Consider the following 24,286-nt stretch of genomic DNA (forward strand, 5'->3'; position numbering starts at 1 on the left):
TTCACTCAGTAGCCGCGTTCCAGTTGCACTGCGCCGCTCACCTGCTCGCCGCGCATCATCGCGCCGATCTTGTCCGCGACCTGCGCGACGCTGTCCTCGCGCAACGTCAGCGCCGACGTGTGCGGCGTGATCGTGACGCGCGGCTCGCGCCAGAAAGGATGATCGGCGGGCAGCGGTTCCTCGCGGAACACGTCGAGCGTCGCGGCGGCGAGCTGGCCGCTCGCGAGCGCAGCGAGCAGATCCGCTTCGACGAGATGCGCGCCGCGCGCGACGTTGATCAGATATGCGCCGCGCGCGAGCTTCGCGAAGACTCGCGCATTCAGCACGCTTTCCGTGTCGGGTGTATGCGGCAGCAGATTGACGAGCACCTTCGCGCCGTCGAGGAAGCTTTCGAATTGCGCGTCGCCGGCGAACGTCGCGATGCCATCGATCTGCTTCTCGCCGCGAGTAAAGCCGCGCACCGGCAGGCCGAACGAAGCGAGCGTTTGCGCGACCTGCGTGCCGAGCACGCCGAGCCCGAGCACACCCACCGTGAACGTTGCGCGCGGGTGCGGCTCAAGCACTTTCCAGCGGCGCTCGCCTTGCAGCACCTGATATTCGTCGAAGCGGCGCAGATAGCGCAGCACCGCATGCGTCACGTACTCGGCCATCTGCGCGCCCATGCCGGTATCTTCAAGGCGAATCAACGGCACCTCGGGCGGCAACGTGCCCGGATGCGCGCGTTCGAGCGCGAGAATCGCATCGACGCCAGCGCCGAGATTGAAGATCGCGCGCAGCGTATTGCGTCCGGCCAGCATCTCGCGCGGCGGACGCCAGGCCACCGCGAAATCGGCTGGGCCGGTGTCGCCGGGCTTCCATTCGCGCAGCTCGGCGGCGGGCAGAGCGCGCGCAAAGTCGTGCAGCCACGCGGCGGCTTCGGTGTGCGGTGCGTAGAAGAGTATTTTCATGCGGTCCGGAATGCGTCGGCGTCGATGTGGGCATGAGCGGGACGGACCCGGAGCGCGCGACGGCAATCGGACGACGCGTGCGGGATCGGGTCTCCTCCCGGTATGAACAGGCTTCATTCTACTTTTTCGACGCAAATCGCGCGCGTTTGCGCACGCACGTGCGCTTCGAGATGCATGCCGTGGTGGGTGTCGAGTTCGCGCGTACCCGTGCATTTCTTCGTTTGCCCGATAACGAAAGCACAAAAACCTGGTTCATCGATGCGCGACCGAGCGGGACAATGATTGCCTGGATTCCTTGCGCAGAGGCACGCACATGCTTTCATGCACCCGATCGAGCTGGCCGCCACGGCTCGTCACCGTTCCCGGCTTGCACGGCAGCGAAGGCGCGCATTGGCAAACATGGCTGGAGCGGCAGTTCGCGCGCTCGTTGCGCGTCGAGCCGGCGAACTGGGACGCGCCCGATCTCGCGCTATGGGCGAAGTCGTTGTGCGATCTGCTCGCGCGCGAACGCGGTCCATTCGTGCTGGCCGCGCATAGCTTTGGCTGCCTTGCGACCGCGCATGCGTTGCAGCAGGGCGCGCTCGCCAGCGACGTGGTCGGCGTGCTGTTCGTCGCGCCCGCGAGTTCGCACAAGTTCGAATTCGCGGGACCGTTCGACGCGCGATGTCTGGGCGTGCCGTCGATTTTGATCGGCAGCGAAACCGATCCGTGGATGACGCTCGCCGATGCGTTTCGGCAGCGCTTTGGTCAATCTCGGCGATGCGGGGCATATCAACACGGCGGCGGGCTTCGGTCCCTGGCCGCGCGCGAAGTACTTCATCGATACGCTCGTGCATTGCGCGGCACCGCTGCGCTTTCGCGAAGAGGCGATCGAAACCGCACAGCATGCGCTCGTGTGAGCGGTGTCGATCGTCGACAAGGTCGTCGACAAGGTCGTCGACAAGCGTGGCACGCGCAAGCAAGCGCAGGCGTATCTCGACTATCTGTGGTCGCCGGCCGTGCAGCAGATCATCGCGCATCATCATCTGCGTCCGCGCGACAAGGGCGTCCTCGCGAAGCACGCGGCCGAGTTCAAGCCGATCAAGACGTTCACGGTGGAGGATATGTTCGGCAACTGGCAAAAGGCGCAGGACACGCACTTCTCCGATGGGGGGACGTTCGATCAGGTTATTGTTGATCGGAAGTAAAGCCGACGTTTCGCTTCGGGAGCAGGTTCGTTGTGTTGCGGGGGCATGGCTTTGCTCATGCCGGCCCGTCCGGTCATGCCGCTGACGTGCCCTCATCACTGCTGGTGGCGTTTGCCCGAATAGCCGATATAACCGCCGACTATCGAGCTCACGCATGCCAGCACGAACCACAGAATCAGAAAGATGTTTTCTGCTGTGCGAGAGGTATCGAAGATACTTCCTTTGCCGTGCAGCAGAAAAACACCGTACAGGTAGAGCCCGACCCACGACAGTAGGCTGGCGCAAACTGCGCCCAGGGTAACGCCGACGAGAGTCCTTGAAAATCTCATTTCACTGGAAAGAACAGAATCGTTTTCGAGTTTCGAAAGTCGGACCAGATACCCGGAATGACAATGTTCCAGCTGACTCTGAGTCCGGTGCCGAAGCCCGTCAACCTGTTGCCGTTCCAAAGATCGATGTGACCGCCGCTTGTACTACCCGTCGAATCGGTGTCGCGACTCCAGTACCGGTCAAACATTAAGATGCCGGTACGGCCTTTGACTTTCGTAACCCAATCGGCTCCGGTGACGTTCTCCGGTTTGCCAATGCCGGCAAAGGGCTGAAGTTTGAGCCACTCGCCAAGTTCATTGGCTCGTGTAGCCGCTGCGTTTCCGTCGAGCATGATACGTCCAATGCTGGGCTGTCCATCAAGCGGCGTGATTAGCTTGGAGGAAAACGACTTCATCGGGATCCCGACATGATGAAAGGTCACACTCATGCGAATCGCGCACTGGTCAGGATAGTCCGGATTGTCGTACGGATCGTGCGATGGATAGTTATTCCAAAGTTGCTGGAATGTGACGGCGTTCAACTGAATTGACTTTTGGGAGCCGGGCGTCGAATTGGTCCTGACTACCGTTTTTCGGTTGGGCATTAGTCGGAAACTCCGACCATTCTCGCTAGCGCTTCGTCGCCCCAATATACGTTTACTCGGCGGCAATCGCGCCGCTCGAGATGCGTGGCAATTGACCGCTCGTGTCGAGACGGCCGAACTGTATGCGTTCATCTGCGGTTTCAATGTAATACGGGTAGCCCGGAAGCAGGGCACCCGCCACGCCGGCACGGACCTGCTCGTCATATACGAGCGCCGTCCGCGACGATGTAGCCGCCGCGAGTGCAGCACTAACCTGGCTATGCGCCAGGCCGTCATCAGTTTCAATGAAGACGCGCGGATTACTGCCCACTATCACCCGGTTTTTGCCCCAGGGACACAGCACGCGATCGCCATCGAGAACGACATGCCGGCCTTTTTCGGACATGCCTTTGCCGGTGCCGAATAGCTTGAACGTGCCCTTGCAGTTGCCGCATGTCGCTTCGTCTCCGCTCAGGGCAATCTTTTTGCCGTTATCGGAGATGCTTGACGAATAGGCCATGACGAATCCGCGTGTCGTGGTGGAGTCACCGTGTCGTACTGCTGCCTTACGCATTCATGCCCTCCTGAAGTGCTCAGGAGCATCACCCTACATGTGCGAGGTTATTTTTGAAATCAGACCGATCGCGACAATTCCAAATTTGACGCAATTTGTATATTGATTAGGTTTCTTGAATTGGTGATCAAAGCTTCGCCATGAAAAACACCCCGAAGATTGGATCAACGTCCAACTTTCGGGGTGAATTTCGCCACTATGCGGCGACGCAGACCATTGGTTCGCGCACGCAGCGCATGCGGCTCAGCGGTTCCGCGACTCAATTCGCCACGCCGTGATCCCCATGCCCTTGCGCACACCCATGCTCGCACCCACTCTGCTCGGCCGGCATCTGCTGCGCAGCCTCAGCGCGAATCCCCAGGCGCGCGAGCAGCTTGCGATCCGCTTCCGCCTGCGGGTTGGTCGTGGTCAGCAACTGATCGCCGTAGAAAATCGAATTCGCGCCTGCGAGGAAGCACATTGCCTGCAACGACTCATCCATCTGCTCGCGGCCGGCTGACAGACGCACCATCGCGCGCGGCATCGTGATGCGCGCAATCGCGATCGTGCGCACGAATTCGAACGGATCGATCGCTTCGGTCCCGGTCAGCGGCGTGCCTTGCACCTGCACCAGATTGTTGATCGGCACCGATTCCGGATACGGCTCCATGTTCGCGAGCTGCGCGATCAGCCCCGCGCGTTCGCGGCGCGATTCGCCCATACCGACGATGCCGCCGCAGCACACGTTGATGCCCGCGTCGCGCACGCGTTCGAGCGTGTCGAGGCGATCCTGGTACGTGCGCGTCGAAATGATCTGGCCGTAGAACTCCGGCGACGTATCGAGATTGTGGTTGTAGTAGTCGAGGCCCGCATCGCGCAGCGCCTGTGCCTGGTGCGTTTCGAGCATGCCGAGCGTCACGCAGGTTTCGAGGCCCATCGCCTTCACGCCGCGGATCATGTCCTTGATCGGCTCCAGATGGCGGTCCTTCGGATTGCGCCACGCGGCGCCCATGCAGAAGCGCGTTGCGCCGTTCTGCTTTGCGACCTGCGCGGCGGCCAGCACTTCGTCGACCGGCATCAGCTTGTCGGCGACGAGACCCGTGTCGTGATGCACCGATTGCGGACAGTATGCGCAATCCTCTTCGCAGCCGCCGGTCTTGATCGACAGCAGCGTCGACAGTTGCACCGCATTGGCGTCGAAATGCTCGCGATGCGTTTGCTGCGCGCGAAACAGCAGGTCGTTGAACGGCAGTTCGTACAACGCGACGATATCGGCGACGCGCCAACGCGCGAGCGGCTTCGCTTCAGTGGCGGCGGCAGTCGGATTGCTGTTGGTGGCGCTCGTGTCGGCGGTGCCTGCTGCGATGTTCAGTTGTGTCATGTGATCGATCCTCGTAAACGGATGAATTTGGGTTCGGCGCTGCGGGGCAGCGCTATGCCGCGCGCAATTGGCGCAGCGTTTGCAGAAGCCGTCGAATGTCGAGCTGTTGCGCTGCAAGCTCCGGCGACGGCGGGCTGATATGCGGCACGACGCCGAGCAACGGCGCGTCGTACGCTTGCGCGAAATGCACGCGAATCGACGCGATGTTTTCGTCGGGAAAGGTCATGTCCGGGTCGATGCGATTCGCGACCCAGCCCGCGAGCGTTAGACCGCGCGCGGCGATCGCTTCGGCAGTCAGCAGCGCGTGGCTGATGCAGCCGAGCCGCATGCCGACCACCAGCACCACCGGCAGCTTCAGCGCGACGGCGAGATCGGCGGTGTCCTGCGTCGCGGTCAACGGCACACGAAAGCCGCCGACACCTTCGACAACGACCACCTCGGCGAGCTTCAACGCCTCGCGATGGCACGCGACGATGTGCTCGAGATCGAACGAGACGTTTTCCAGCGCCGCCGCGATGTGCGGCGCGGCCGGTTCCTTCAGCAGATACGGCGTGCGCATGGCGGGCGGCAGCAGCACGCTCGACGCGGCATCGAGCTGATCCGCGTCCTCGTTGTGCAGTACGCCGTTCACTTCGAACGCGCCCGCCGCGATCGGCTTCATCGCGGCTGCCTGCAGGCCTTCGCGCACGAAGCCGCGCAATAGCGCCGACGACACGAAGGTCTTGCCGATTTCCGTATCGGTGCCGGTGACGAACAGCGACAGCGCGCCGTCATCGTTATTCAAGTTGCTCATGCCGCGCGCGCTCCGACCTGTTGCAGGCCGGCCGCGAGCCGGTCGAGATCCGCATGCGAGTGCGCGGCCGACAGCGAGATGCGCAGACGCGACGTGCCGGTCGGCACGGTCGGCGGACGGATCGCGGGCACCCACAGCCCCGCGCGATCGAGCGACGCGGCGATGTCGAGCGTCGCATCGTTCGCGCCGATGATCAGCGGTTGCACGGCCGTATGCGAATCGACGGGCAGCCACGGCGTCGCCTTCAGCATCGCGCGCGTGCGTTCGATCAGTTGCTGGAGATGCGCGCGGCGCGCATCGCCTTCCACGCCACCGATGATGCGCAGACTCGCCGACACCGCATGCGCGGCCGCCGGCACCGACGCGGTCGTGAAGATATACGGACGCGCGCGCTGCACGAGCCATTCGATCACGGTCGCATGCGCGACGACGAACGCGCCGGAGACACCCGCCGCCTTGCCGAGCGTGCCGATCGAGATCAGATGCGGCGAGCGCAGCGCGGCCTGCGCGATCGCGCCACGGCCTTGCGGACCCAGTACGCCGAAGCCGTGCGCATCGTCGACGATCAGCCATGCGCCGTGCCGCTCGGCGAGTTCGAGCAAACGCGGCAGCGGCGCGATGTCGCCGTCCATGCTGAACACCGTGTCGGACACGATCGCCTTGACGTCCGCCTCCGACGCTTCGAGCATCGCGCTCAATGCATCCACGTCGCAGTGCGGATAGATCTGCACATCCGCGCGCGACAGCCGCGCGCCGTCGATCAGCGAAGCGTGATTGAGCGCATCGGAGAACAGCGTCGTGCCGCGGCCCGCGAGCGCGGTCAGCGTCGCGAGATTCGCCATATAGCCGGTGCTGAAATACAACGCGCGGGCATCGTCGAGAAAGCCTCCGGCAAATTCGGCGAGATCGTCTTCGAGTTGCGCATGCGCACGCGAATGGCCGCCAAGCAGATGCGAGCCGCCGCTGCCCGCGCCATACAGGCGCGCGCCTTCGGCGATCGCGTCGATCAATTGCGGATGCGCGGCAAGGCCCAGATAGTCGTTGCTCGCGAAGCCGATGATTTCACGGCCGTCGACCGTCATGTGCGCGGCGCATGGTGTGTCGGCGGTGCGCCGGCGTCGGCGCAGGCCGCGCGCGTCGATTTCCTTCAGGCCTTCGGCGAGTGTGTCGAGCAGATGCATCAGCGGGCCTCCGCGAGCGTGGCGTCGAAGGTGTCGCGCGTGCGCGTGGCGAGCAGCGCGAGTTCTTCGTCGTCGAGGATGTACGGCGGCATCAGGTACACGGTGGTGCCGATCGGGCGCAACAACAGCTCGCGTTGCAGCGCGTTTTCGAAGAAGCGGCGCGAGAACGTTTTGGCTTGCTGAGGATCGTCGATCATTGCGTCGAACGCGAAGATCGTGCCGCGCTGACGCAGATTGCGCACCTGCGCGTGCTCGACGAGCGGCGCGAGCGCGGCCGCGAGGGTCGCCGATTTGCGTGCGTTGGCGGCGAGCACGTCGTCGCTCGTGAACAGATCGAGCGTCGCGAGCGCGGCGCGGCACGCGAGCGGATTGCCGGTGTACGAGTGCGAGTGCAGGAAGCCGCGCGCGGTGTCGTCGTGATAGAAGGCCGCGAAGATCTCGTCGCGCGACAGCACGATCGACAGCGGCAGATAGCCGCCGCTGATGCCTTTGGACAGACACAGGAAGTCCGGCCACACGCCCGCCTGTTCGCACGCGAAGAACGTGCCGGTGCGGCCGCAGCCGACTGCGATTTCGTCGGCGATCAGATGCACGCCGTACCGGTCGCACAACGCGCGCAATCCGGCGACGTACGACGCGTCGTGCATCGCCATGCCGGCCGCGCATTGCACGAGCGGCTCGACGATCAGTGCGGCGATGCGGTTCGCGCGCGCCTCGAACAGCGCGCGCACATGGTCGAGCGCGCGGCGCGCGACGTCGGCGGCGGTTTCGCCCGCTTGCGCGAGCCGCGCATCGGGCGAGGCGACGACGTGGGCGTGACAAATCAGCGGATCGTACGCGTCCTTGAACAGCGCGACGTCGGTCACGCCGAGCGCGCCGATCGTCTCGCCGTGGTAGCTGTTGGCGATGCAGACGAATTCCTGCTTGTCGGCGTAGCCCCGGTTGCGCCAGCTGTGAAAGCTCATCTTCAGCGCGATCTCGACCGCCGACGCGCCATCCGACGCGAAGAACGCGTGGCCGAGCGTGTTGCCGGTCAACGCGTGCAGACGTTCCGCGAGTTCGACGGCGGGCTCGTGCGTGCAGCCGGCGAGCATCGCGTGTTCAAGCGTATCGAGCTGATCTTTCAGCGCCGCGTTGATGCGCGGGTTCGCGTGACCGAACAGATTGACCCACCACGAACTGATCGCGTCGAGATAGCGATGACCGGCGCGATCGTACAGCCACGCGCCTTGACCGCGCGCGACGGGGATCAGCGGCAGACGTTCGTGGTGCTTCATCTGCGTGCACGGATGCCACACCGCGCGCAGGCTGCGGGCGACCCAATCTTCAGGGGCGACCGGGGGGACTGCTGACTTTTCCAAAGAGGTACTCCAGGGTGCTTTTTTGCCACGCACGCAAGCCTCGGTGAGTGCGCGGGGTCGAGATTAGCGGTTTATCTGGTCGCGCGCATCAACCGCGAAATGCTCGTTTTTCGCGGTGGCGTCGAGGTTTAGCATCGTTCGATGCAGCTCGTTCGATTTCGTGAGGGAAGCTCGCCAATCGACGGAGATAGCGACGTCAAAGTAATGGGCTGTTACTGGCCAGAATTTGGGGTGACGAGGTGTTTTTTGCGGGGGAACGGAGCGCACAAGAAAAAGCCCGCCGATACGGCGGGCTTGCGGCACATCAGAATCAGGCGCGATTTACGGCTCGACTCACGCCTCTATTCGTACTTCACTCCCGGCTCGCAATCGCTTTGCGCCCATTGGCATCGGCATCGCTTGCATCCGCCGTCTGCGAGTTCTGATCGCCCCACACGACCGCGTTATCGACCGCATACAACCGGCACGGATCGGAGCTCTGCTTCTGGCAATTCTTCACCGCCACCGACATCGGATCGTCGCCGCCCTCGGCCCACGACCACGCGCCCGAATCCGACACCGCGAACGCGCGGCTCGGATATTGATGCAGGAAGTTGCGATAGCCATTGCGGCCCTCGTTGTCGAGGTACGGCACCGAGTCGACCGCATCGAGCGCGGCGAATCCGGTTGCCTTCGGCGCGGCCGGATCGGCGACGTGATACTGCACGGCGGTCGGCATACCGGCGCGCGCGAGGAACGCTTCGACGGCCGGCCACCATACGTGCACGCCGTCGCGGTCGCCGACCAGCCGATGCGCGTCGTTCTTGTAGTGGCCGAAGTCGACCATCTTCACGCTGGCGCCATGCGCGCCATACGCGGCATACATGCCCGCGACGAGTGGCGCGTTCCACACCGAATCGTTATCGCCATAGAGCCACAGCGACGGCACCGCAGTCTTCTCGCCGTACGCGCCGAATGCGCGCGTCAGATTGCCTTGCCAGTCTTCGCAGGCGTCCTGGCGCAGGCCGCCCGAGAAATTGATCAGCGCGCGCACGCCGGGCGCCGCTTCGGTGCCGTATGCGATCGTCGCAAGACCGCCATGCGAGGTGCCGGCCACCGCGATGTGCGTCGCGTCGACGTAAGGTTGCTTCGACATGTAATCGATCGTCGCTGCGACGTCGCCGGCCTGGCCAAGGCCGTTGCGCTCGACATCGCAGCCGTCCTGCTCGTACACGCCGTCCGAGTGACCGAAGCCCTGGCGGTTCGGCGCGACGACGACGTAGCCGCGGCGCACGAATTCGCGCGCGAACGGCAGCGGGTCGCTGCGTTCCTGCGTGCGCGGGTCGCCCGGAATCTTGCCGTGGTTGAAGACGATCATCGGGAACGGGCCGGGGCCGTCCGGCTTGTAGATCGTGGTTTCAAGCGTGACCGTGCCGGCGGCGTCGACCGGCACGCGGATGATCTTTTCGTTCAGGTGAGCGGTGGGCAGGTAGACGTCGTCGTCCAGCGCGAGGCGCGGCACGCGGGCGCGCGACAGCGGTCCCTGGAAGTCGCTCGACGGCGTCGCGTCGTGTGCGGAAAGGGACGAGTAGGCGAGCGGATCGGCATGCGCGATCGTGACAGCACACGTGGCCGCGGCGCAGATCGCCGCACACTTCGTCAGAACCTTGCTCAACACCATTGACGCACCTGCTTTAAAGACGTGTCCTGAACTCCGTGCTGTCTGGTTGCGCAAAACGCGGCTGACATTCAGCTTTCGTTCGCGATTTCGACACAAACAGATTCACTCGCGAGCGTTGCGGGAAGCGCACGCTCGCAAATCGAGATTGCACGGGATGAACCCAACGGCCGACGCGACCCCACGCGCCGAGGATGAACGTCACTTGATGCTGTCGGAGTCCGCGCGGCTCGCGTTCGATCAGCGGCCGGTCAGCCTTCCTTTGCATGTTGCGGAGCCGGTATGACCCGCTCTCGCAATGTGACGTCATGAAACTACGGACTCATCCTGGCACGACAATTTTGTTTTGTGCAATCAAGGAGAACCCGCGACGAAAAAATTGCTGCATGTGCGAACGACGCTTCAAAGCCTTGCCGGGCAAGGGCCGGGGACATATGGCGGGAAGCGGCGAGTAAATATCGTGTAAGTGCTGTGGTGCGAGACCAACGAAGAAGCCCGCGTGAAAGGAACGAAAAAAGGCCTATGCAAAGGCCTTTATAAAGTTTGTCGAGGGCAAGTGAAAGACACGAGAAAGCTTCGACGCGTAATGCAGCGATTACTTAATCGGCGCGTGCTCTTCATTTACTCATTGACGTCGCCATCGACATAACGCCAGCGGCCATCATCGCCGCGCACGAATCGACCCGATTCATGCAACCGATAAGCACGTCCCCCCACTTTGTAGCGGGCGATGAATTCGACGGTCGCGCGATCGGCATCGCTTTCGGCGAAGCCTTTGATCTGCAGTCCGAGCCAACGGGGCGCGTCGGGCGCGGTGGGATCGACGTCGAGATCGGCGGGGCAGGTGCTGGGGTCCCACGTCGCGCGCAGGTAGTCGGTTGCACCGAGCACGTACGCGCTATAGCGCGAGCGCATCAGTTCGAGCGCGCGCGGCGCCGCTTCGCCGCCGTCGATATAGCGGCCGCAGCATTGCGCGAAACGCGGGGCTTGGGTCGCGGTGCCCCCGCGTACGTCGGGCGCGGCGCCGCCGCACGGACAGTCGACAGGTCTTTGCAGTGACAATAATGGCTTGTTCATTGAAATTTCAGTTGAGCCCGCGAGCGATCAGGATCTTCTGGATGTCGCTCGTGCCTTCGTAGATCTGGCACACGCGCACGTCGCGGTAAATCCGCTCGACCGGGAAGTCGCTCAGATAACCGTAGCCGCCGTGAGTCTGCAAGGCGGCCGAGCAGATGCGCTCGGCCGCTTCGGAGGCAAACAGTTTTGCCATCGCGGCTTCGGTCAGACACGGCTGGCCCGCGTCCTTCAGCGCCGCCGCGTGCCAGATCAATTGACGCGCGGCTTCGAGTTGGGTCGCCATGTCGGCAAGGCGAAACTGCACCGCCTGGTGCGAGAACAGCGGCGCGCCGAAGCTCTCGCGTTCTTTTGCGTAAGTCAGCGCCGCCTCGAACGCGGCGCGTGCCATGCCGACGCTTTGCGCGGCGATACCGATGCGCCCGCCTTCGAGACCCGACAACGCGATCCGGTAGCCTTCGCCTTGCGCGCCGATCAGGTTCGCGGCCGGCACGCGGCACGCCTCGAATACGATTTGCGCGGTATCCGACGAATGCTGGCCGAGCTTGTCTTCGACCCGCGCGACCACGTAGCCCGGCGTGCCGGTGGGCACGATGAACGCGCTGATGCCGCGCTTGCCAGCGGCCTTGTCGGTGACGGCCATCACGATCGCGACGTCGCCGTTCTTGCCGCTCGTGATGAACTGTTTGACGCCATTCAGCACGTACGCGTCGCCGTCGCGCGTCGCGGTGGTGCGCAGCGCCGACGCATCCGAGCCCGCTTGCGGCTCGGTCAGACAGAATGCGCCGAGCATCTCGCCGCGCGCGAGCGGCGTGAGCCAGTCGCGCTTCTGCGCCTCGTTGCCATAAGTGAGCAGGATGCTGCACACAGGGCAGTTGTTCACCGAGATCGCGGTCGACGTGCCGCCGTCGCCGGCCGCGATTTCTTCGAGGATCAACGCGAGCGCGAGCGCGTCCATGCCGGCGCCGCCGTACGCTTCGGGCACCAGCACGCCATAAGCACCGAGCTCGGCGAGCTGCCGGTGCACGTCGCGCGGGAAGGTGCGCTCGCGGTCCCATTGCGCCGCGTACGGCGTGATCGCTTCGCGCACGAAGGTGCGCAGCGCGTCGCGCACCATCAGGTGATCCTGATCAAGCACCATGAGCGTGTCTCCGGTCCCATGCAACGTAGTTGTCTACCAGTCGAGCTGCGTGCCGTCGTGCTGAAAGAAGCGGCCGTGGAACGCGTCGCGCGATGCCGCAGCCTGCGCCAGCACCTCGCGCATGCCAGCGACGCTGCGCTCGGGATCGAGCGCGGCCTGCGCGCCGCCCATGTCGGTGCGCACCCAGCCGGGATGCAGCGACACGCAGGTCGCGCGCTGCGCGTCGAGCGACGCGAGCTTCAGCACGGCGTTCAGCGCCGCCTTGCTCGCGCGATACAGCCAGCCGGTCGTGCCGCTTGCATCGGCGATGCTGCCCATGCGACTCGAAATCACCGCGAGCACGCCGTCCGTTTCCTCGACGAGCGGCAGCAGGATTGGCAGCAACTGCATCGGGCCGCGCACGTTCGTGTGCATCACGTGATCGAAGTCCTCGGCGGTGATCGTTTCGATGCCTTCGGTGCGCGGACCGTACACGCCCGACACCAGGATCGCGGCATCGAGCCGTTCGCCGTCGAGCTTCCAGCCGAGCGCCGCGATGTCTTCGGGCGCGGTGACGTCGAGCGCGAAGGTTTCGGCGCCGAGTTCGTTGAGCGCGTCGAGCGCGGCGCCGTCGCGCGCGGTCGCGAGCACGCGCCAGCCGCTCTTTCTGTACTGCCGGACGAATTCCTGGCCGATGCCACGCGATGCACCGACGATCAACACTGTTTTCATCGTATTCCTCGAAGATTTTGTGGATGCGTCAGATCAGTTCGACACCCATCGCGGTCGCCTCGCCGCCGCCGATACACAGCGTCGCGACACCGCGCTTCAGACCGCGATTCTTCAGCGCGCCGATCAGCGTGACGAGAATGCGCGCGCCCGAGGCGCCGATCGGATGGCCTAACGCGCACGCGCCGCCGTTCACGTTGACCTTGTTGTGCGGTAAATCGTGCTCTTTCATCGCGGCCATCGTGACGACCGCGAACGCTTCGTTGATTTCGTACAGATCGACGTCGCCGGCGCGCCAGCCGTTCTTCCCGAGCAGCTTGCGGATCGCGCCGACCGGCGCGGTGGTGAACTTCGCGGGCGCCTGCGCGAACGTCGAATGACCGACGACGCGCGCGAGCGGCGCCACGCCGAGCCGTTTCGCGGTCGACTCGCGCATCATCACGAGCGCGGCCGCGCCGTCCGAGATCGACGACGAGTTCGCCGCCGTCACGGTGCCGGTCTTGCTGAACGCGGGCTTCAGCGTGGGGATCTTGTCGAGGTTGGCCTTGAACGGCTGCTCGTCGCGCGCGATCGTGACGTCGCCTTTGCGGCCCGCTACGGTGACTGGCGCGATTTCCCAGTCGAACGAGCCGTCCTCGTTCGCGCGCTTCGCGCGGTTCAGCGACTCGACCGCGAACGCGTCCTGCGCCTCGCGCGTGAAGTCGAACGACGCCGCGCATTCCTCGGCGAACGTGCCCATCAGACGGCCTTTGTCGTAGGCGTCTTCGAGGCCGTCGTAGAACATGTGGTCGAGCACCTGGCCGTGGCCCATGCGCATGCCGCCGCGCGCTTTCGGCAGCAGATACGGCGCGTTCGTCATGCTCTCCATGCCGCCCGCGACGATCACGTCGAGCGAGCCCGCGGCCAGCATGTCGTGTGCGAACATCGCCGCGCGCATGCCGGAGCCGCACATCTTGTTGACCGTCGTGCAGCCGGTGGCGAGCGGCAGACCCGCGCCGAGCGCGGCCTGGCGCGCGGGCGCCTGGCCGAGGCCGGCGGGCAGCACGCAACCGATCACCGCCTCGTCGATCTGCTCGGGCTTCAGACCCGCTCGTTCTACGGCCGCCTTGATCGCGACCGCGCCGAGTTGCGGCGCGCTCAGCGACGCGAAGTCGCCCTGAAAGCCGGCCATCGGCGTGCGCGCCGCGCTGACGATTACGATTGGATCGGCGTTGATACTACTGTGGTTTGCGTCACTCATGTTCGAGCTCCTTGGTCATACCTTGGATGGCTACCGCCGCGCGTTGCCCGCTGCGAACCCTTGTGGGATTCATTAAGCCACGCGCACATTTGGCTCGTTCGCCTGCGCATCGGTTGCTTCGGCGAACCGCTCCGGATAGCGCACGCAGAAGCGCACGCTCCGGTCGTACGGGAAAAAATCGGGCAGATCGCCCTTCAACAGAAAATCTTTGTATCGCTGCCACAGCTCGGGCTCGAAGAAATCCGCGTGATGCCGCATGAACGAGCGCCGCACGCGTGGATCGCCGAGCAGGAACGTGCCGTACGTCTCCGGGAAAATATCGTGCGGGCCTACCGCGTACCACGGCTCGTCCGACATTTCGTCTTCCTCGTTGCGCGGCGCCGGCACCGCACGCACGTTGCAGTCGGTCAGGTATTCGATCTCGTCGTAGTCGTAGAACACGACGCGGCCATGTCGCGTGACACCGAAGTTCTTGTACAGCAAGTCGCCGGGGAAGATGTTCGCCTGGATCAGCTCCTTCACCGCGTCGCCGTATTCCTTGATGCCGTGCTCGACGTCGTCGTCGTTACCGTTCTGCAGGAACAGATTGAGCGGCACCATGCGTCGTTCGAGGTACAGATGGCGAATCACGAGGTTGGCGCCGTCGTACTCGATCAGCGACGGCACTTCCTTTTCGAGTTCGCGCAACAGCGTTTCGTCGAGCCGCGCGAGCGGCAGCGCGACGCTCGAATATTCGAGCGTGTCGGCCATCCGGCCGAGCCGGTCATGACGTTTGACGAGCAGATACTTCTGCTGGATCTGCGCGCGCGTGGTTTCCTTCGGCGGCGGAAAGTTGTCCTTGATCAGCTTGAACACGTAGGGGAACGACGGCAACGTGAACACCAGCATCACGAGCCCCTTGATGCCGGGCGCGACGATGAAGCGGTCGCTCGAATGCTTCAGGTGATGCAGCAGATCGCGATAGAACAGATTCTTGCCCTGCTTCTGCAGACCCACCGATGTATAGATTTCCGCCTTCGGCTTGCCCGGCATGACTGTGCGCAGAAATTCGACATACGCGGACGGCACTTCCATGTCGACCAGAAAATACGAGTGCGAGAAGCTGAAGATGATCAGCAACTGCTCGCGCTTGAGCAGCACGGTGTCGAGCGCGAGCACGCCCGGTTTCACGTGACGCAGCGGCACCGCGAACGGCAGCAGCACCTCGCCGTTGATGATGCGCCCGACGATATATGCAGCCTTGTTGCGATAAAACAGCGACGACAACACGTGAATCTGGAAGTTCGGCGCTTCGTCGAACACGCCGAACGCTTCGTGAATCGACTGCATCACGCAGGCGACGTCGCGCGTCAGATCCTCGAACGGCGGATCGAGCTGGAAGTTCGTGACGACCCGTTCGAGCGTTGCGGCAAGTCCATCAGTACCGGGGTAATACGCGCGATAAGTCGGCTTCGCGGCCGGTTCGTCGTTCTCGATGTATTCGGTCGAGATCGCCGGGCGCACGAAAATGAAATCGTTGTTGAAGTACGAGCGATGCAGAATCTTGCAGGAAACCGAATTAAAGAAGGTTTCCGCGCATTCCGGCTGACGGTGCGTGGTCAGGAGGCCGATGTAGTGCAGCTTGATCTGCTGCCACACTTCGCTGTCGATGTTTTCCGCGTCGTACTCGTCTTCGAGCAACTGCACGCATTCCTGCACGCGATCGTCGTACGACGTGATGCGGTCGCGCGCGAGCTTTTGCAGGCCGTGCCAGTCGCCGGCTTCGAACAGCGTTTTCGCGTGGATCGCCGCGTCGCGAAAGATCCGGTAGTGACGGTCGAACCCTTCGAGCATCGTCTGCGCGACGTCGAAACCGATTTGCGACGATAACAGCTTGGGGAAGTGATTCATCACGCGCGCTCCGCAAACGCCGGTCAGAGTCAGGCAGCTTCAGGCAGGCTTCGCTTCGTGCCTCGCGCCATCGAGCAGCGCGCGCGCCTGCGCTTCATACTGCGCGAGATCTTCGAGCGTCGCGTCGAGATCTTCTCGCTGACGTTCGAGCACTTCGCGATGACGCGCGACCGTCGCGAGGAACGCGTGCAACTGCGGCACGGTATCGGTCGGCGATTCGTAGACGTCGAGCAGGTCCCGGATCTCCGAAAGCGTGAAGCCGAGCCGCTTGCCGCGCAAGGTGAGCTTCAGACGCGTGCGGTCGCGGCCCGAATAGACGCGCCGCAAGCCGCTCGAACCCTCGCGGCTCGGTGAGAGTAAACCCTGGTCTTCGTAGAAACGGATCGCGCGTGGCGTGACGTCGAATTCGCGCGCGAGCTCGGTGATCGTGTATTGCGTATTCATCGGGACATCTCGTGGCCCTTGGTCGGCACAAAACCGGATTGGACGATAGAATCGACGTTTACGTTATCGTCAACCTGAGCGGAAAGCAACCACAACCCGGCCGACCGGCATCTCACACCTCGCCCGGAGGGTCGTCGGAGGAAGACAGTCCCCATGAATGCACTCGAACACCAGCTCGAATACCCCTTCAACGACACGATGCCCGACGCGGGCCGCACGATGGAAGTCGCGCCCGGCGTGCTTTGGCTGCGCATGCCGCTGCCATTCGCGCTCGACCATATCAACCTGTGGCTGCTGCGCGATGAGATCGACGGCCAGCAAGGCTGGACCTTGGTCGATTGCGGCATCACGTCGGACACGATCAAGGCGAATTGGGAGAGCGTGTTCGAATCGGTGCTCGACGGCCTGCCGGTGCTGCGCGTGATCGTCACGCATTGCCATCCGGATCACATCGGCCTCGCGCATTGGGTGTGCGGCGGTGGCGATAAAAAGCGTTGGGACGCGCGACTGTGGATGACGCTCGGCGAATACATGCAGGCGCGCGTGATGGCGACCGGCGACGGCTCGAACGCGGGTGGCGAGGCCGCGGCGCGGCACTTCGCGCGGCACGGTCTGACCGACGCCGAATCGCTCGAAAAACTGCGCAATCGCAATAGCTACTACGCGAGCCTCGTGCCGGCGATTCCGGGGCAATACCGCCGTTTGCGCGAATCCGAGGATGTCAGGATTGGCGGTAGGACGTGGCGCGTGGTGACGGGTTTCGGCCATTCGCCTGAGCACTGCGCGCTGTACTGCGCGGAAGCCGGCACGCTGATTTCCGGCGATATGGTGCTGCCGCGCATTTCGACCAACGTGTCGGTGTTCGATATCGAGCCTGAGGGTTCACCGCTCGAACTGTATCTGGAGTCGCTCGGCCGCTACGAGACGATGCCTGAAGCTACGCTCGTGCTGCCGTCGCATGGCAAGCCGTTTCGCGGCGTGCGCACGCGCATTCAGCAACTGCGCGAGCATCACGACGCGCGGCTCGCCGAAGTGCGCGAAGCATGTGCGGAAAAGCCGCGCAGCGCCGCCGATATCGTGCCGCTGATGTTCAAGCGCCAGCTCGATATCCATCAGATGACGTTCGCGATGGGTGAGGCGCTCGCGCATTTGCATCTGCTGTGGCGGGCGGGGGATTTGAAGCGGACGCACGATGCGGATGGGGTGATTCGGTTTGCGGCGGTGTGATCTTTTCGATTCGATGCGCTATATGAGCGCACTCAGCGGCGCAACGGTGCTGGGTGTGTTCATTCGAACTATTTCAACGGCAAGTCAGATGCAGCGTCGCGAAGTTGCTGGGCACGCCGGTTGTTGAGTTCCGCAACGCAAGCCAAACTGCGCACTTCGCGTGCACTGCCGGCTCCACCACCGCTTAGCGAAGCTGCGAACTGGCATTGAGTCTCGCGGTACTTAGCGAATTTGCTGTTTGATGCGACGAGTCTTGCCTTGGCCTGGTTCACGTACTTGTTGTCTTCATCCCATTTGGAGAGGGTGCCAGCCATCTTCTCCTCGGCTCGTCTGAGGGCCTTCTGACTGGCCTCTGCTTTTTCTGCCAGACAGTCCCGCATTCCCGCTTGCGAGAATGCACTGCATTCTTCGCGTAAAGCCCGCTCGCTTGCAACGAGAGCAGTTGAGGCCGCAAGGACCAACGTTGGCAGGCAGGCGGCGAGGCCTAAACAGATCAGCTTTATCGCGCGCATAGGGCCACCTTTCCTTTACGCACCATTGACAAAGCGTAATCAAGCTTTCTGGCGTAGTTGAGGTCACCGCCTCCGTTATAACGCTCCGCTATCAATGCCGCGGAGAAGGGGCGCCAGCTCGTAATAGCCTTTGAACTGAAGCCTTCCGGTACTTCAACACTTGTCCGGGTCGCAGAACGGTGGCGGTGGGATTCAGCTCTTTTAACGTGTCGATCGTCGTGCCCTGAGCCTTCGCCATCTTGTCGAGGCTGTCTCCTGGCCTGACGGCGATTTCGTAAACCTCAGGGTCAGCACGAAGTACGCTTCGGTACTTAAAATGTGCCATGCGCATCAGCAAATATCCAATACCAGCACGGATGTTATACGCCGGTATCGTTCTGACTGAGGCCATTGTCAGCCGTCCTATCCAGGCTGGCGGCACAATCAAATCGCCGCCTTCATTACCTGAAAGCAGCGATGCTAATCCAGGATCGCCTGCAACCCCAATTCGCATCGGCTTGGCGTTCCACTCAGGATCGTGGGCACCTGTTTCGACCCACAACATCGCCTTGATAAGCTGCCAGTCCAGGGACACGTACCCGGAAGTGCCGCAGAGATGGCGGTGGTACTCATGGACTGCCATCTGGATCTCGCAGTCCCAGGAATTCCATTTGGCATCGCTTACAGCCTTGCTAACGCCATCCTGCCACCGTTCAAAACCTGTCCTCGTTGGAGCTTGCATTGCCATAACCATTCCTTCTGTCAAAGTGTGGGCGGCTACTTTGCAAGCAATTATCAGCTTCTTGCCTGAGGAAAATTGCATAAGGAATCGGTCTGGCGGGCGAAGGCCCGAGATCACGTCGAAAAAAGGTTACGCAGTGTCAGATGCAACCAGCCAATTCGCGCGTTGAATAAAAAAAGCCCGGTTCAAGAACCGGGCTTTCTTGCACGGCCGGCTGCGTCAACCGCAGCGCAGAATCACTGCACCACCACCGCCCCAAAATTCTGCCGACCAAACGGACTCACGTGATACCCGCTCACGTTCGTGCGCGTGATCGCGGCAGCGGTCGGATAGCCGAGCGGAATCCACAGCGCTTCGTCGTGGATGATCTGCTGCGCGGCTTCATACGCTTTCGTGCGCTTGGCGATATCGGACGTCGCTCTGCCGTCGGCGATCAGCTTGTCGAGGTCCTGATCGCAGAAGCGCGCGAAGTTGATGCCCGACTTCACCGCGTTGCAACTGAAGAGCGGCGACAGATAGTTGTCCGGATCGCCGTTGTCGCCGGCCCAGCCCATGAACAGCGTGTCATGCTGACCCTGCTTCGCCTGCTTGATCAGCTCGCCCCATTCGATCACCTTTACGTCCGCCTTCACGCCGATCTTCGCGAAGTCGGCCTGCAGCAGTTCGGCACCGGCCTTCGGATTCGGATTGAGCACGCTGCCATTCGGACGCACCCAGATCGTCGTTTCAAAACCGTTCGGATAGCCCGAGTCGGCGAGCAGCTTCTTCGCCTTCGCCGGGTCGTACGGCCAGCCCTTGATCGAATGGTTGTAGCTCCACGTATTCGGCGGAAACGGGTTCACGGCCGGCGTCGCGGTGTTGTCGAACACGGTCTTCAGATATGTCGTGCGGTCGAACGCCATGTTCAGCGCGGCGCGCACCTTCTGGTTTTCAAGTGGCTTCTGCTGCGTGTTCAGCGCGACGAAGGCCGTCATGAACGCGGGCGTCTGCACGATCGCGAGCGACTTGTCGTTCTTCGCGTCGGCGAGATCCTGCGGCTTCGGCGACAGCGCGATCTCGCATTCGCCAGCCTTCACCTTCTGCGCGCGCACGGTCGCGTCCGGCGTGATCGCGTAGATCAGGCGCTCGATCTTCGGCTTCGGTCCCCAGTAGGTCGGGTTCGCGTCATAACGGATCACCGCGTCTTTCGTATAGCTTTTCAGCACGAACGGGCCGGTGCCGATCGGCTTCGCATTCAGATCGACCTGCTTGCCGGCCTTCAGCAACTGATCCGCGTACTCGGCCGAATAGATCGACGCGAAGCCCATCGTCAGGATCGACAGGAACGTCGCGTTCGGCTCGTTCAGCTCGAACTTGACCGTGTTGTCGTCGACCTTGGTAATCGACTTGATCAGCTTCGGCAGCCCCATCGATTGCGCATGCGGGAAGCCGCTCGCGCCCGCCACCTTGTGCCACGGATTGCTGTCGTTGAGCATGCGGTCGAACGTGAAGATCACGTCGTCGGCATTGAGCGCGCGGGTGGGCTTGAAGTAGTCGGTGGTTTGGAACTGCACGTTGGGGCGCAGGTGGAACGTGTACGTCAGGCCGTCGGGGCTCACTTCCCACTTGTCGGCGAGCGCGGGCACGACCTTCTTCGCGGCTTCGTCGAACGACACCAGCGAGTTGAAGATCACGTCGGCCGATGCATTCGTCGTGACGAGCGAATTGAACTGCACGACGTCGAAGCCGTCGGGGCTCGATTCGGTACAGACGGTCAACGGTTTGGCGAGCACGAGCGCGGGCGCAGTGAGCAGGATGGCGGCTGCGAGCAGTTTGAAGCGCATAAGATCTCCGGTAACGAGCGCAGTCAGGCAGTGCGTCTGGTTGTGTTTATGGCGGCGATGCGTGAGCGGGCAGGTCAGCGGTCCCGGCGCGCGCGTCGCCACGATTGTGATACGTTCCCGGCGCCGTCGTACAGGTCGGGCGATCCCGGCCTGAGGCCTGGGGGCCGGCCTTCGAGGCCTGGCCGGCGGCGCGCCTTCGCGAAAGCTTATCGAAGGGCCATTTTGGCGACAACAATTTAATCGACATATCCATATGGGGGCGGCGCGGCCATGCTGCCGCCTCAGGCTGCGGCGGCCTGACGCAGCAGGTAGCCGATGCCACTTATTGCGCGCACGCCGTACCACGACGTCATTTCCCCATCGATCAGATCGATGCGCTTGCCGGTGAGACGCGGATCGCGCGCGAGCGCATCGCGATGCGCGGCCGTGAAGCGGTACGGCTCGCTCGACAGCAGCACGCGCTCGACCTGCGCGAGCCACGGCGCGTCGTCGAAGTCGAGCGTGGGGTAACGCGCGGCGCCCGCGCTGCCGCCGCGCACGTCGGGCAGCGTATGCCAGTTCACGAGGCGCAGCATCGCGGCGATATAGGTGTCGCGTGCGACGCTCATCCACGGTTCGCGCCAGATCAGGTACAGCACGCTCTGCGCGGCGAAGGCGTGAGCGCCGGCTTCGCGCAGACGCGCTTCGAGCGAGTTGCTCAAGCGCCGCGCTTCTTCTTCACGCCCGAAGATCGCGCCGAGCAGCGCGAACAGCGCGAGGTTGTCGTGCGGCGTCTGCGGATGGGTGACGACGATGTGTGGCACGAACGCGCGCAGTTGCTCGACGGTGTCGCGTTCGTTCTCGTCGACATTGACGATCAGATGGGTGGGGCGCAGCGCGCGGATCGCGTCCAGTTTGACGGCCTTCGTGCCGCCGACCTTCGGCACCGCCCGGACCTTGTCGCGCGGATGCACGCAAAAGCCGGTGCGCCCGACGATCTGCCGCTCGAGGCCGAGCGCGAACAGCGTTTCGGTGAGGCTCGGCACCAGCGACACGATGCGCGCGTCGGTGCCCGCGGATTGGTGCGCGACGCCGGCTGCATCGACCGCACGGGACTGCATGGCTTACTCGGTGGTGGCGCGCGGCTTGCGCGGCGCGCGTTCGAACACGCGGTCGTAGAGCCAGCGCGGCAGCACATGCAGCAGCATCGCGGCCACGCGCATCTGCCACGGAAACACCGCGAACGACGTCTGCCGTTCGACCGCCCGCGCGACCTTCGCCGCGAAACGGTCGGGGTCCATCAGGAACGACATGTTGTACGGATTGTGCTCGGTCATCGGCGTGCGGATATAGCCGGGCGCGATCGTGACGACCCCGACGCCGAACGGCCGCATCTCGACGCGCAACGCCTCGAGATACTTCAGGGCCGCCGATTTCGACGCGCTGTACGCGCCCGAACCGGGCAAGCCGCGCACGCCCGCGACGCTCGCAATGCCGACCAGCGTGCCGCGCTTCGATGCGGCCATCGCGGCGGCATATGGCTCGAACGTCGCGACCATGCCGAAGTAATTGATGTCCATCACCTCGCGGAACGTGCGCAGATCGCCGTGACCCGTTAGCGTGCCGCGGCTGATGCCGGCGTTGGCGATCACGACGTCCGGCAGGCCGTGCGCGGCGATGAAGCGCGCGGCCGCATCGGCGAGCGCTTCCGCGTCGCGCACGTCGAGCGCGTAGATCGAGACGGTGTTCTGGGGATGGGACCGCTGGAACGCGGCGAGCGCGTCGCCGCGGCGGGCGACGAGGCCGAGAATCGCGCCGCGCCGTGCGTATTCGCCGGCGAGCGCGAGGCCGATGCCGCTCGAAGCGCCGGTAATGAAAACCTTCAGCGGAGAGGTCATACCGGCGCCTCGTGATTACATCTTCTTGGCGCGGACTTGCGAGACGAGGTAGTCGAGCACCTGGACCGTGCCCGGCAGGGTGCCGGTCGCGGCCGGGCCGGTTTCATACTTGCCCTGCACGGCGAGCGTCGGCACGCCGTCGATCTTGTAGTCGTCGAGCAGCTTCTTGTCCTTCTGCAGCGCGCTTTGCGTCGAGAACGAGTTGTACGCTTCCATGTACTTCTTCGGATCGACGCCGAGCGTCGCAAGGTATTTGCTCTGGTCTTCCGGCGTCAGCAGATAGTTCTTGTTGACATGGATTTCGTTGAACACCTTCGGCGTCAGTTCGTTCGCGACGCCGAGCGCGTCGAGCGCGTGGTACATCTTCGAGTGCGGGATGAAGTCGTCGCGGAAGGCGACCGGCACGCGGCGGAATACGACGTCCGGGCCCTGCTTCTTGACCCAGGCTTCGAGGAACGGGTCGAATTCATTGCAATGCGGGCAGCCGTACCAGAAGAATTCGATGACTTCGATCTTGCCGGCCGGCACGTCGGTCGGTTGCGGCGAGGCCAGCACGGTGTAGTCCTTGCCGGCAACCGGCGCGGTCGGCGACGCATGCGCGCTGGCGGCGATCAGGCCTAGCGAGAGAAACAGGATGCTCAGCAGCTTTTTCATGTTGTGTAGACCCAGATAAGGCGGTAGCGCGGCGACGCCATGCTAAGGGCCCGTCGCCGCTGGTCGGATTCGGTGTGGCCGCCCGCCACAATACAGGTCGAAGCGGCCATCGTGCTTGTGACCCGCGCGCCGCGCCGATGGTTCGACGCGCCGTGCGGGCCGGCATTACCGTTTATTTATTGTTTGGTGAAGCGGATCACCGCGGTATCGACACCCGCGTCCGACAGACGCTGACGGCTCGAATTCATGTCCTCGAACTTCGAGAACGGCCCGATGCGCACGCGGTAGTACGTGACGCCGCCGGCATCGCGCTGCGTGACCTTCGATTCGAAGCCCTGGAACGCGAGGCGCGCGCGCTGCTGTTCGGCATCGGCGGAGGTCTTGTACGCGCCGACCTGCAGGAAATAGCCGGTGTTCGCCTCGCCCGGCGCCGGAGCGGCGGCCGAGCCCGGCTTGGCGTTGGCGACCGTGGTCGCGCTCGTGCTCTTAGGCACGGAGCCTGCCGCGGTGGCGGCCGGCGCGCTCGAGGTCTGCGGCTTCTTCGCCGGCGCCGGCGCGACGATGCCGCCGGTGCCGTTCTCCTGCGCGGGATTCGGCGCGACCGCCGTGCCGTTGTTATTCGCGTTGCCGCCCGACGGCGGCACTTCGACGATCTGCGGTTCTTCGAGCATGCCCGACTGGGTCTGGGCGTTGGTCTGGCCCGGCGCGGTGTTCGGCGGAGCCGGTTGCGCGGCCTGCGGCACCGGCTGGCCCGGCGTCTTGCCTTGCAGCGGACGGTTCGGATCGTATTGCGCCTGGCTCGCACCGTTGTCGGTCGCCGCTGGCGGCGCGACCTTCGACACGAACGGCGTAGGCGCACGGGTGATATACAGTGCCACCACTACCGCGATCGCCAGGCCGACGATCAGGCCCAGCACGATGCCGAGAAAAGTGCCCCCGGTTTGCTTCGATTGCTTTGTTGTGCGGCGTGGTTTTGCCATCGTACGAATCACCTGCAAAAAGAATCCAGGAACGGCCGCCGAT

At 63.6% G+C, this 24,286-nt stretch carries 22 protein-coding genes and 2 pseudogenes; 3 read left to right on the plus strand and 21 right to left on the minus strand.

Annotated features, from left to right (window positions below; all coding sequences use genetic code 11):
* Positions 1 to 5: 5 nt before the first annotated feature.
* Complete coding sequence (locus tag OKW29_RS36765; RefSeq protein WP_429294388.1) at positions 6 to 947, minus strand: 2-hydroxyacid dehydrogenase; 942 nt, start codon at positions 945 to 947, stop codon at positions 6 to 8.
* A gap of 313 nt (positions 948 to 1,260) precedes the next feature.
* Between OKW29_RS36765 and OKW29_RS36770 the strand changes: the two are divergent.
* Both OKW29_RS36770 and OKW29_RS36775 read left to right on the plus strand, forming a co-directional pair.
* A pseudogene (locus tag OKW29_RS36770) lies at positions 1,261 to 1,846 on the plus strand (RBBP9/YdeN family alpha/beta hydrolase).
* A 21-nt stretch (positions 1,847 to 1,867) separates the two neighbouring features.
* Positions 1,868 to 2,134, plus strand: a pseudogene (locus tag OKW29_RS36775) (sulfate ABC transporter substrate-binding protein); the annotation flags it as partial.
* A 325-nt stretch (positions 2,135 to 2,459) separates the two neighbouring features.
* Here OKW29_RS36775 and OKW29_RS36780 read toward each other — a convergent pair.
* The 13 genes from OKW29_RS36780 to OKW29_RS36840 all read right to left on the minus strand — a co-directional run bounded on the left by OKW29_RS36780 (position 2,460) and on the right by OKW29_RS36840 (position 16,449).
* Positions 2,460 to 3,047, minus strand: coding sequence for a type VI secretion system amidase effector protein Tae4 (locus OKW29_RS36780; protein WP_429294389.1), 588 nt, complete (start codon positions 3,045 to 3,047; stop codon positions 2,460 to 2,462).
* A gap of 52 nt (positions 3,048 to 3,099) precedes the next feature.
* On the minus strand, positions 3,100 to 3,600 hold the full coding sequence (locus OKW29_RS36785; RefSeq protein ID WP_429294390.1) for a PAAR domain-containing protein: 501 nt from the start codon (positions 3,598 to 3,600) through the stop codon (positions 3,100 to 3,102).
* Positions 3,601 to 3,859: 259 nt separating this feature from the next.
* Positions 3,860 to 4,960 (minus strand): biotin synthase BioB, encoded by a 1,101-nt coding sequence (bioB, locus tag OKW29_RS36790; protein WP_429294391.1) that lies wholly within the window; start codon positions 4,958 to 4,960, stop codon positions 3,860 to 3,862.
* A gap of 52 nt (positions 4,961 to 5,012) precedes the next feature.
* Positions 5,013 to 5,753 (minus strand): dethiobiotin synthase, encoded by a 741-nt coding sequence (gene bioD, locus OKW29_RS36795; protein WP_429294392.1) that lies wholly within the window; start codon positions 5,751 to 5,753, stop codon positions 5,013 to 5,015.
* Positions 5,750 to 6,934: an 8-amino-7-oxononanoate synthase gene (gene bioF, locus OKW29_RS36800; protein WP_429294393.1), complete on the minus strand. Its 1,185-nt coding sequence runs from the start codon at positions 6,932 to 6,934 to the stop codon at positions 5,750 to 5,752. The genes bioD and bioF overlap by 4 nt, the downstream gene beginning before the upstream one ends.
* Positions 6,934 to 8,295, minus strand: coding sequence for an adenosylmethionine--8-amino-7-oxononanoate transaminase (gene bioA, locus OKW29_RS36805; protein ID WP_429294394.1), 1,362 nt, complete (start codon positions 8,293 to 8,295; stop codon positions 6,934 to 6,936). The genes bioF and bioA overlap by 1 nt, the downstream gene beginning before the upstream one ends.
* Positions 8,296 to 8,647: 352 nt before the next feature.
* The gene (locus OKW29_RS36810; RefSeq protein WP_429294395.1) at positions 8,648 to 9,955 is read right to left on the minus strand and encodes a dienelactone hydrolase family protein; all 1,308 of its coding nucleotides are present in this window, start codon (positions 9,953 to 9,955) and stop codon (positions 8,648 to 8,650) included.
* 618 nt (positions 9,956 to 10,573) lie between these two features.
* On the minus strand, positions 10,574 to 11,029 hold the full coding sequence (locus OKW29_RS36815; RefSeq protein ID WP_429294396.1) for a YchJ family protein: 456 nt from the start codon (positions 11,027 to 11,029) through the stop codon (positions 10,574 to 10,576).
* 7 nt (positions 11,030 to 11,036) lie between these two features.
* On the minus strand, positions 11,037 to 12,167 hold the full coding sequence (locus tag OKW29_RS36820) for an acyl-CoA dehydrogenase family protein (protein ID WP_429294397.1): 1,131 nt from the start codon (positions 12,165 to 12,167) through the stop codon (positions 11,037 to 11,039).
* 33 nt (positions 12,168 to 12,200) lie between these two features.
* Positions 12,201 to 12,878 (minus strand): SDR family oxidoreductase, encoded by a 678-nt coding sequence (locus tag OKW29_RS36825; RefSeq protein WP_429294398.1) that lies wholly within the window; start codon positions 12,876 to 12,878, stop codon positions 12,201 to 12,203.
* 28 nt (positions 12,879 to 12,906) lie between these two features.
* Positions 12,907 to 14,115 (minus strand): acetyl-CoA C-acetyltransferase, encoded by a 1,209-nt coding sequence (locus OKW29_RS36830; protein ID WP_429294399.1) that lies wholly within the window; start codon positions 14,113 to 14,115, stop codon positions 12,907 to 12,909.
* Positions 14,116 to 14,187: 72 nt separating this feature from the next.
* Positions 14,188 to 16,005: a bifunctional isocitrate dehydrogenase kinase/phosphatase gene (gene aceK, locus OKW29_RS36835; RefSeq protein WP_429294400.1), complete on the minus strand. Its 1,818-nt coding sequence runs from the start codon at positions 16,003 to 16,005 to the stop codon at positions 14,188 to 14,190.
* 39 nt (positions 16,006 to 16,044) lie between these two features.
* Complete coding sequence (locus OKW29_RS36840; RefSeq protein ID WP_184026376.1) at positions 16,045 to 16,449, minus strand: MerR family transcriptional regulator; 405 nt, start codon at positions 16,447 to 16,449, stop codon at positions 16,045 to 16,047.
* A gap of 153 nt (positions 16,450 to 16,602) precedes the next feature.
* Between OKW29_RS36840 and OKW29_RS36845 the strand changes: the two genes are divergently transcribed.
* Positions 16,603 to 17,676, plus strand: coding sequence for an MBL fold metallo-hydrolase (locus OKW29_RS36845; RefSeq protein ID WP_429294401.1), 1,074 nt, complete (start codon positions 16,603 to 16,605; stop codon positions 17,674 to 17,676).
* A gap of 68 nt (positions 17,677 to 17,744) precedes the next feature.
* Here OKW29_RS36845 and OKW29_RS36850 read toward each other — a convergent pair whose 3' ends face one another.
* The 7 genes from OKW29_RS36850 to OKW29_RS36880 all read right to left on the minus strand — a co-directional run bounded on the left by OKW29_RS36850 (position 17,745) and on the right by OKW29_RS36880 (position 24,261).
* Entirely contained in the window at positions 17,745 to 18,188 is a 444-nt protein-coding gene (locus tag OKW29_RS36850; RefSeq protein ID WP_429294402.1) for a lysozyme inhibitor LprI family protein, read from the minus strand.
* Positions 18,189 to 18,279: 91 nt separating this feature from the next.
* Entirely contained in the window at positions 18,280 to 18,990 is a 711-nt protein-coding gene (locus OKW29_RS36855) for a LysM peptidoglycan-binding domain-containing protein (RefSeq protein ID WP_429294403.1), read from the minus strand.
* Positions 18,991 to 19,145: 155 nt separating this feature from the next.
* Entirely contained in the window at positions 19,146 to 20,732 is a 1,587-nt protein-coding gene (locus OKW29_RS36860; RefSeq protein ID WP_429294404.1) for an ABC transporter substrate-binding protein, read from the minus strand.
* A gap of 281 nt (positions 20,733 to 21,013) precedes the next feature.
* Complete coding sequence (locus tag OKW29_RS36865) at positions 21,014 to 21,832, minus strand: helical backbone metal receptor (protein ID WP_429294405.1); 819 nt, start codon at positions 21,830 to 21,832, stop codon at positions 21,014 to 21,016.
* Between the two features lie 3 nt (positions 21,833 to 21,835).
* A complete protein-coding gene (locus OKW29_RS36870) occupies positions 21,836 to 22,609 on the minus strand; it encodes an SDR family oxidoreductase (protein WP_429294406.1) in 774 nt (257 codons plus the stop codon).
* A gap of 15 nt (positions 22,610 to 22,624) precedes the next feature.
* Positions 22,625 to 23,263, minus strand: a complete 639-nt coding sequence (locus OKW29_RS36875) for a thiol:disulfide interchange protein DsbA/DsbL (RefSeq protein WP_187628331.1) — start codon at positions 23,261 to 23,263, stop codon at positions 22,625 to 22,627.
* A 176-nt stretch (positions 23,264 to 23,439) separates the two neighbouring features.
* Positions 23,440 to 24,261: an SPOR domain-containing protein gene (locus tag OKW29_RS36880; RefSeq protein WP_429294407.1), complete on the minus strand. Its 822-nt coding sequence runs from the start codon at positions 24,259 to 24,261 to the stop codon at positions 23,440 to 23,442.
* Positions 24,262 to 24,286 lie beyond the last annotated feature (25 nt).

It is taken from the genome of Paraburkholderia sp. CI3, from assembly GCF_050436505.1.
GTDB classification, from domain to species: Bacteria; Pseudomonadota; Gammaproteobacteria; order Burkholderiales; family Burkholderiaceae; genus Paraburkholderia; species Paraburkholderia tuberum.

Coding starts and splice junctions, on each gene's coding strand:
- OKW29_RS36785 (WP_429294390.1), bottom strand. CDS start 3,600: ATGCGTAAGGCAGCAGTACGACACGGTGACTCCACCACGACACGCGGA.
- OKW29_RS36815 (WP_429294396.1), bottom strand. CDS start 11,029: ATGAACAAGCCATTATTGTCACTGCAAAGACCTGTCGACTGTCCGTGC.
- OKW29_RS36765 (WP_429294388.1), bottom strand. CDS start 947: ATGAAAATACTCTTCTACGCACCGCACACCGAAGCCGCCGCGTGGCTG.
- OKW29_RS36870 (WP_429294406.1), bottom strand. CDS start 22,609: ATGACCTCTCCGCTGAAGGTTTTCATTACCGGCGCTTCGAGCGGCATC.
- OKW29_RS36850 (WP_429294402.1), bottom strand. CDS start 18,188: ATGCGCGCGATAAAGCTGATCTGTTTAGGCCTCGCCGCCTGCCTGCCA.
- OKW29_RS36780 (WP_429294389.1), bottom strand. CDS start 3,047: ATGCCCAACCGAAAAACGGTAGTCAGGACCAATTCGACGCCCGGCTCC.
- OKW29_RS36830 (WP_429294399.1), bottom strand. CDS start 14,115: ATGAGTGACGCAAACCACAGTAGTATCAACGCCGATCCAATCGTAATC.
- bioF (WP_429294393.1), bottom strand. CDS start 6,934: ATGCATCTGCTCGACACACTCGCCGAAGGCCTGAAGGAAATCGACGCG.
- OKW29_RS36810 (WP_429294395.1), bottom strand. CDS start 9,955: ATGGTGTTGAGCAAGGTTCTGACGAAGTGTGCGGCGATCTGCGCCGCG.
- bioB (WP_429294391.1), bottom strand. CDS start 4,960: ATGACACAACTGAACATCGCAGCAGGCACCGCCGACACGAGCGCCACC.
- OKW29_RS36840 (WP_184026376.1), bottom strand. CDS start 16,449: ATGAATACGCAATACACGATCACCGAGCTCGCGCGCGAATTCGACGTC.
- aceK (WP_429294400.1), bottom strand. CDS start 16,005: ATGAATCACTTCCCCAAGCTGTTATCGTCGCAAATCGGTTTCGACGTC.
- OKW29_RS36855 (WP_429294403.1), bottom strand. CDS start 18,990: ATGCAATTTTCCTCAGGCAAGAAGCTGATAATTGCTTGCAAAGTAGCC.
- bioD (WP_429294392.1), bottom strand. CDS start 5,753: ATGAGCAACTTGAATAACGATGACGGCGCGCTGTCGCTGTTCGTCACC.
- OKW29_RS36865 (WP_429294405.1), bottom strand. CDS start 21,832: ATGCAGTCCCGTGCGGTCGATGCAGCCGGCGTCGCGCACCAATCCGCG.
- OKW29_RS36875 (WP_187628331.1), bottom strand. CDS start 23,263: ATGAAAAAGCTGCTGAGCATCCTGTTTCTCTCGCTAGGCCTGATCGCC.
- OKW29_RS36825 (WP_429294398.1), bottom strand. CDS start 12,878: ATGAAAACAGTGTTGATCGTCGGTGCATCGCGTGGCATCGGCCAGGAA.
- OKW29_RS36845 (WP_429294401.1), top strand. CDS start 16,603: ATGAATGCACTCGAACACCAGCTCGAATACCCCTTCAACGACACGATG.
- OKW29_RS36820 (WP_429294397.1), bottom strand. CDS start 12,167: ATGGTGCTTGATCAGGATCACCTGATGGTGCGCGACGCGCTGCGCACC.
- OKW29_RS36860 (WP_429294404.1), bottom strand. CDS start 20,732: ATGCGCTTCAAACTGCTCGCAGCCGCCATCCTGCTCACTGCGCCCGCG.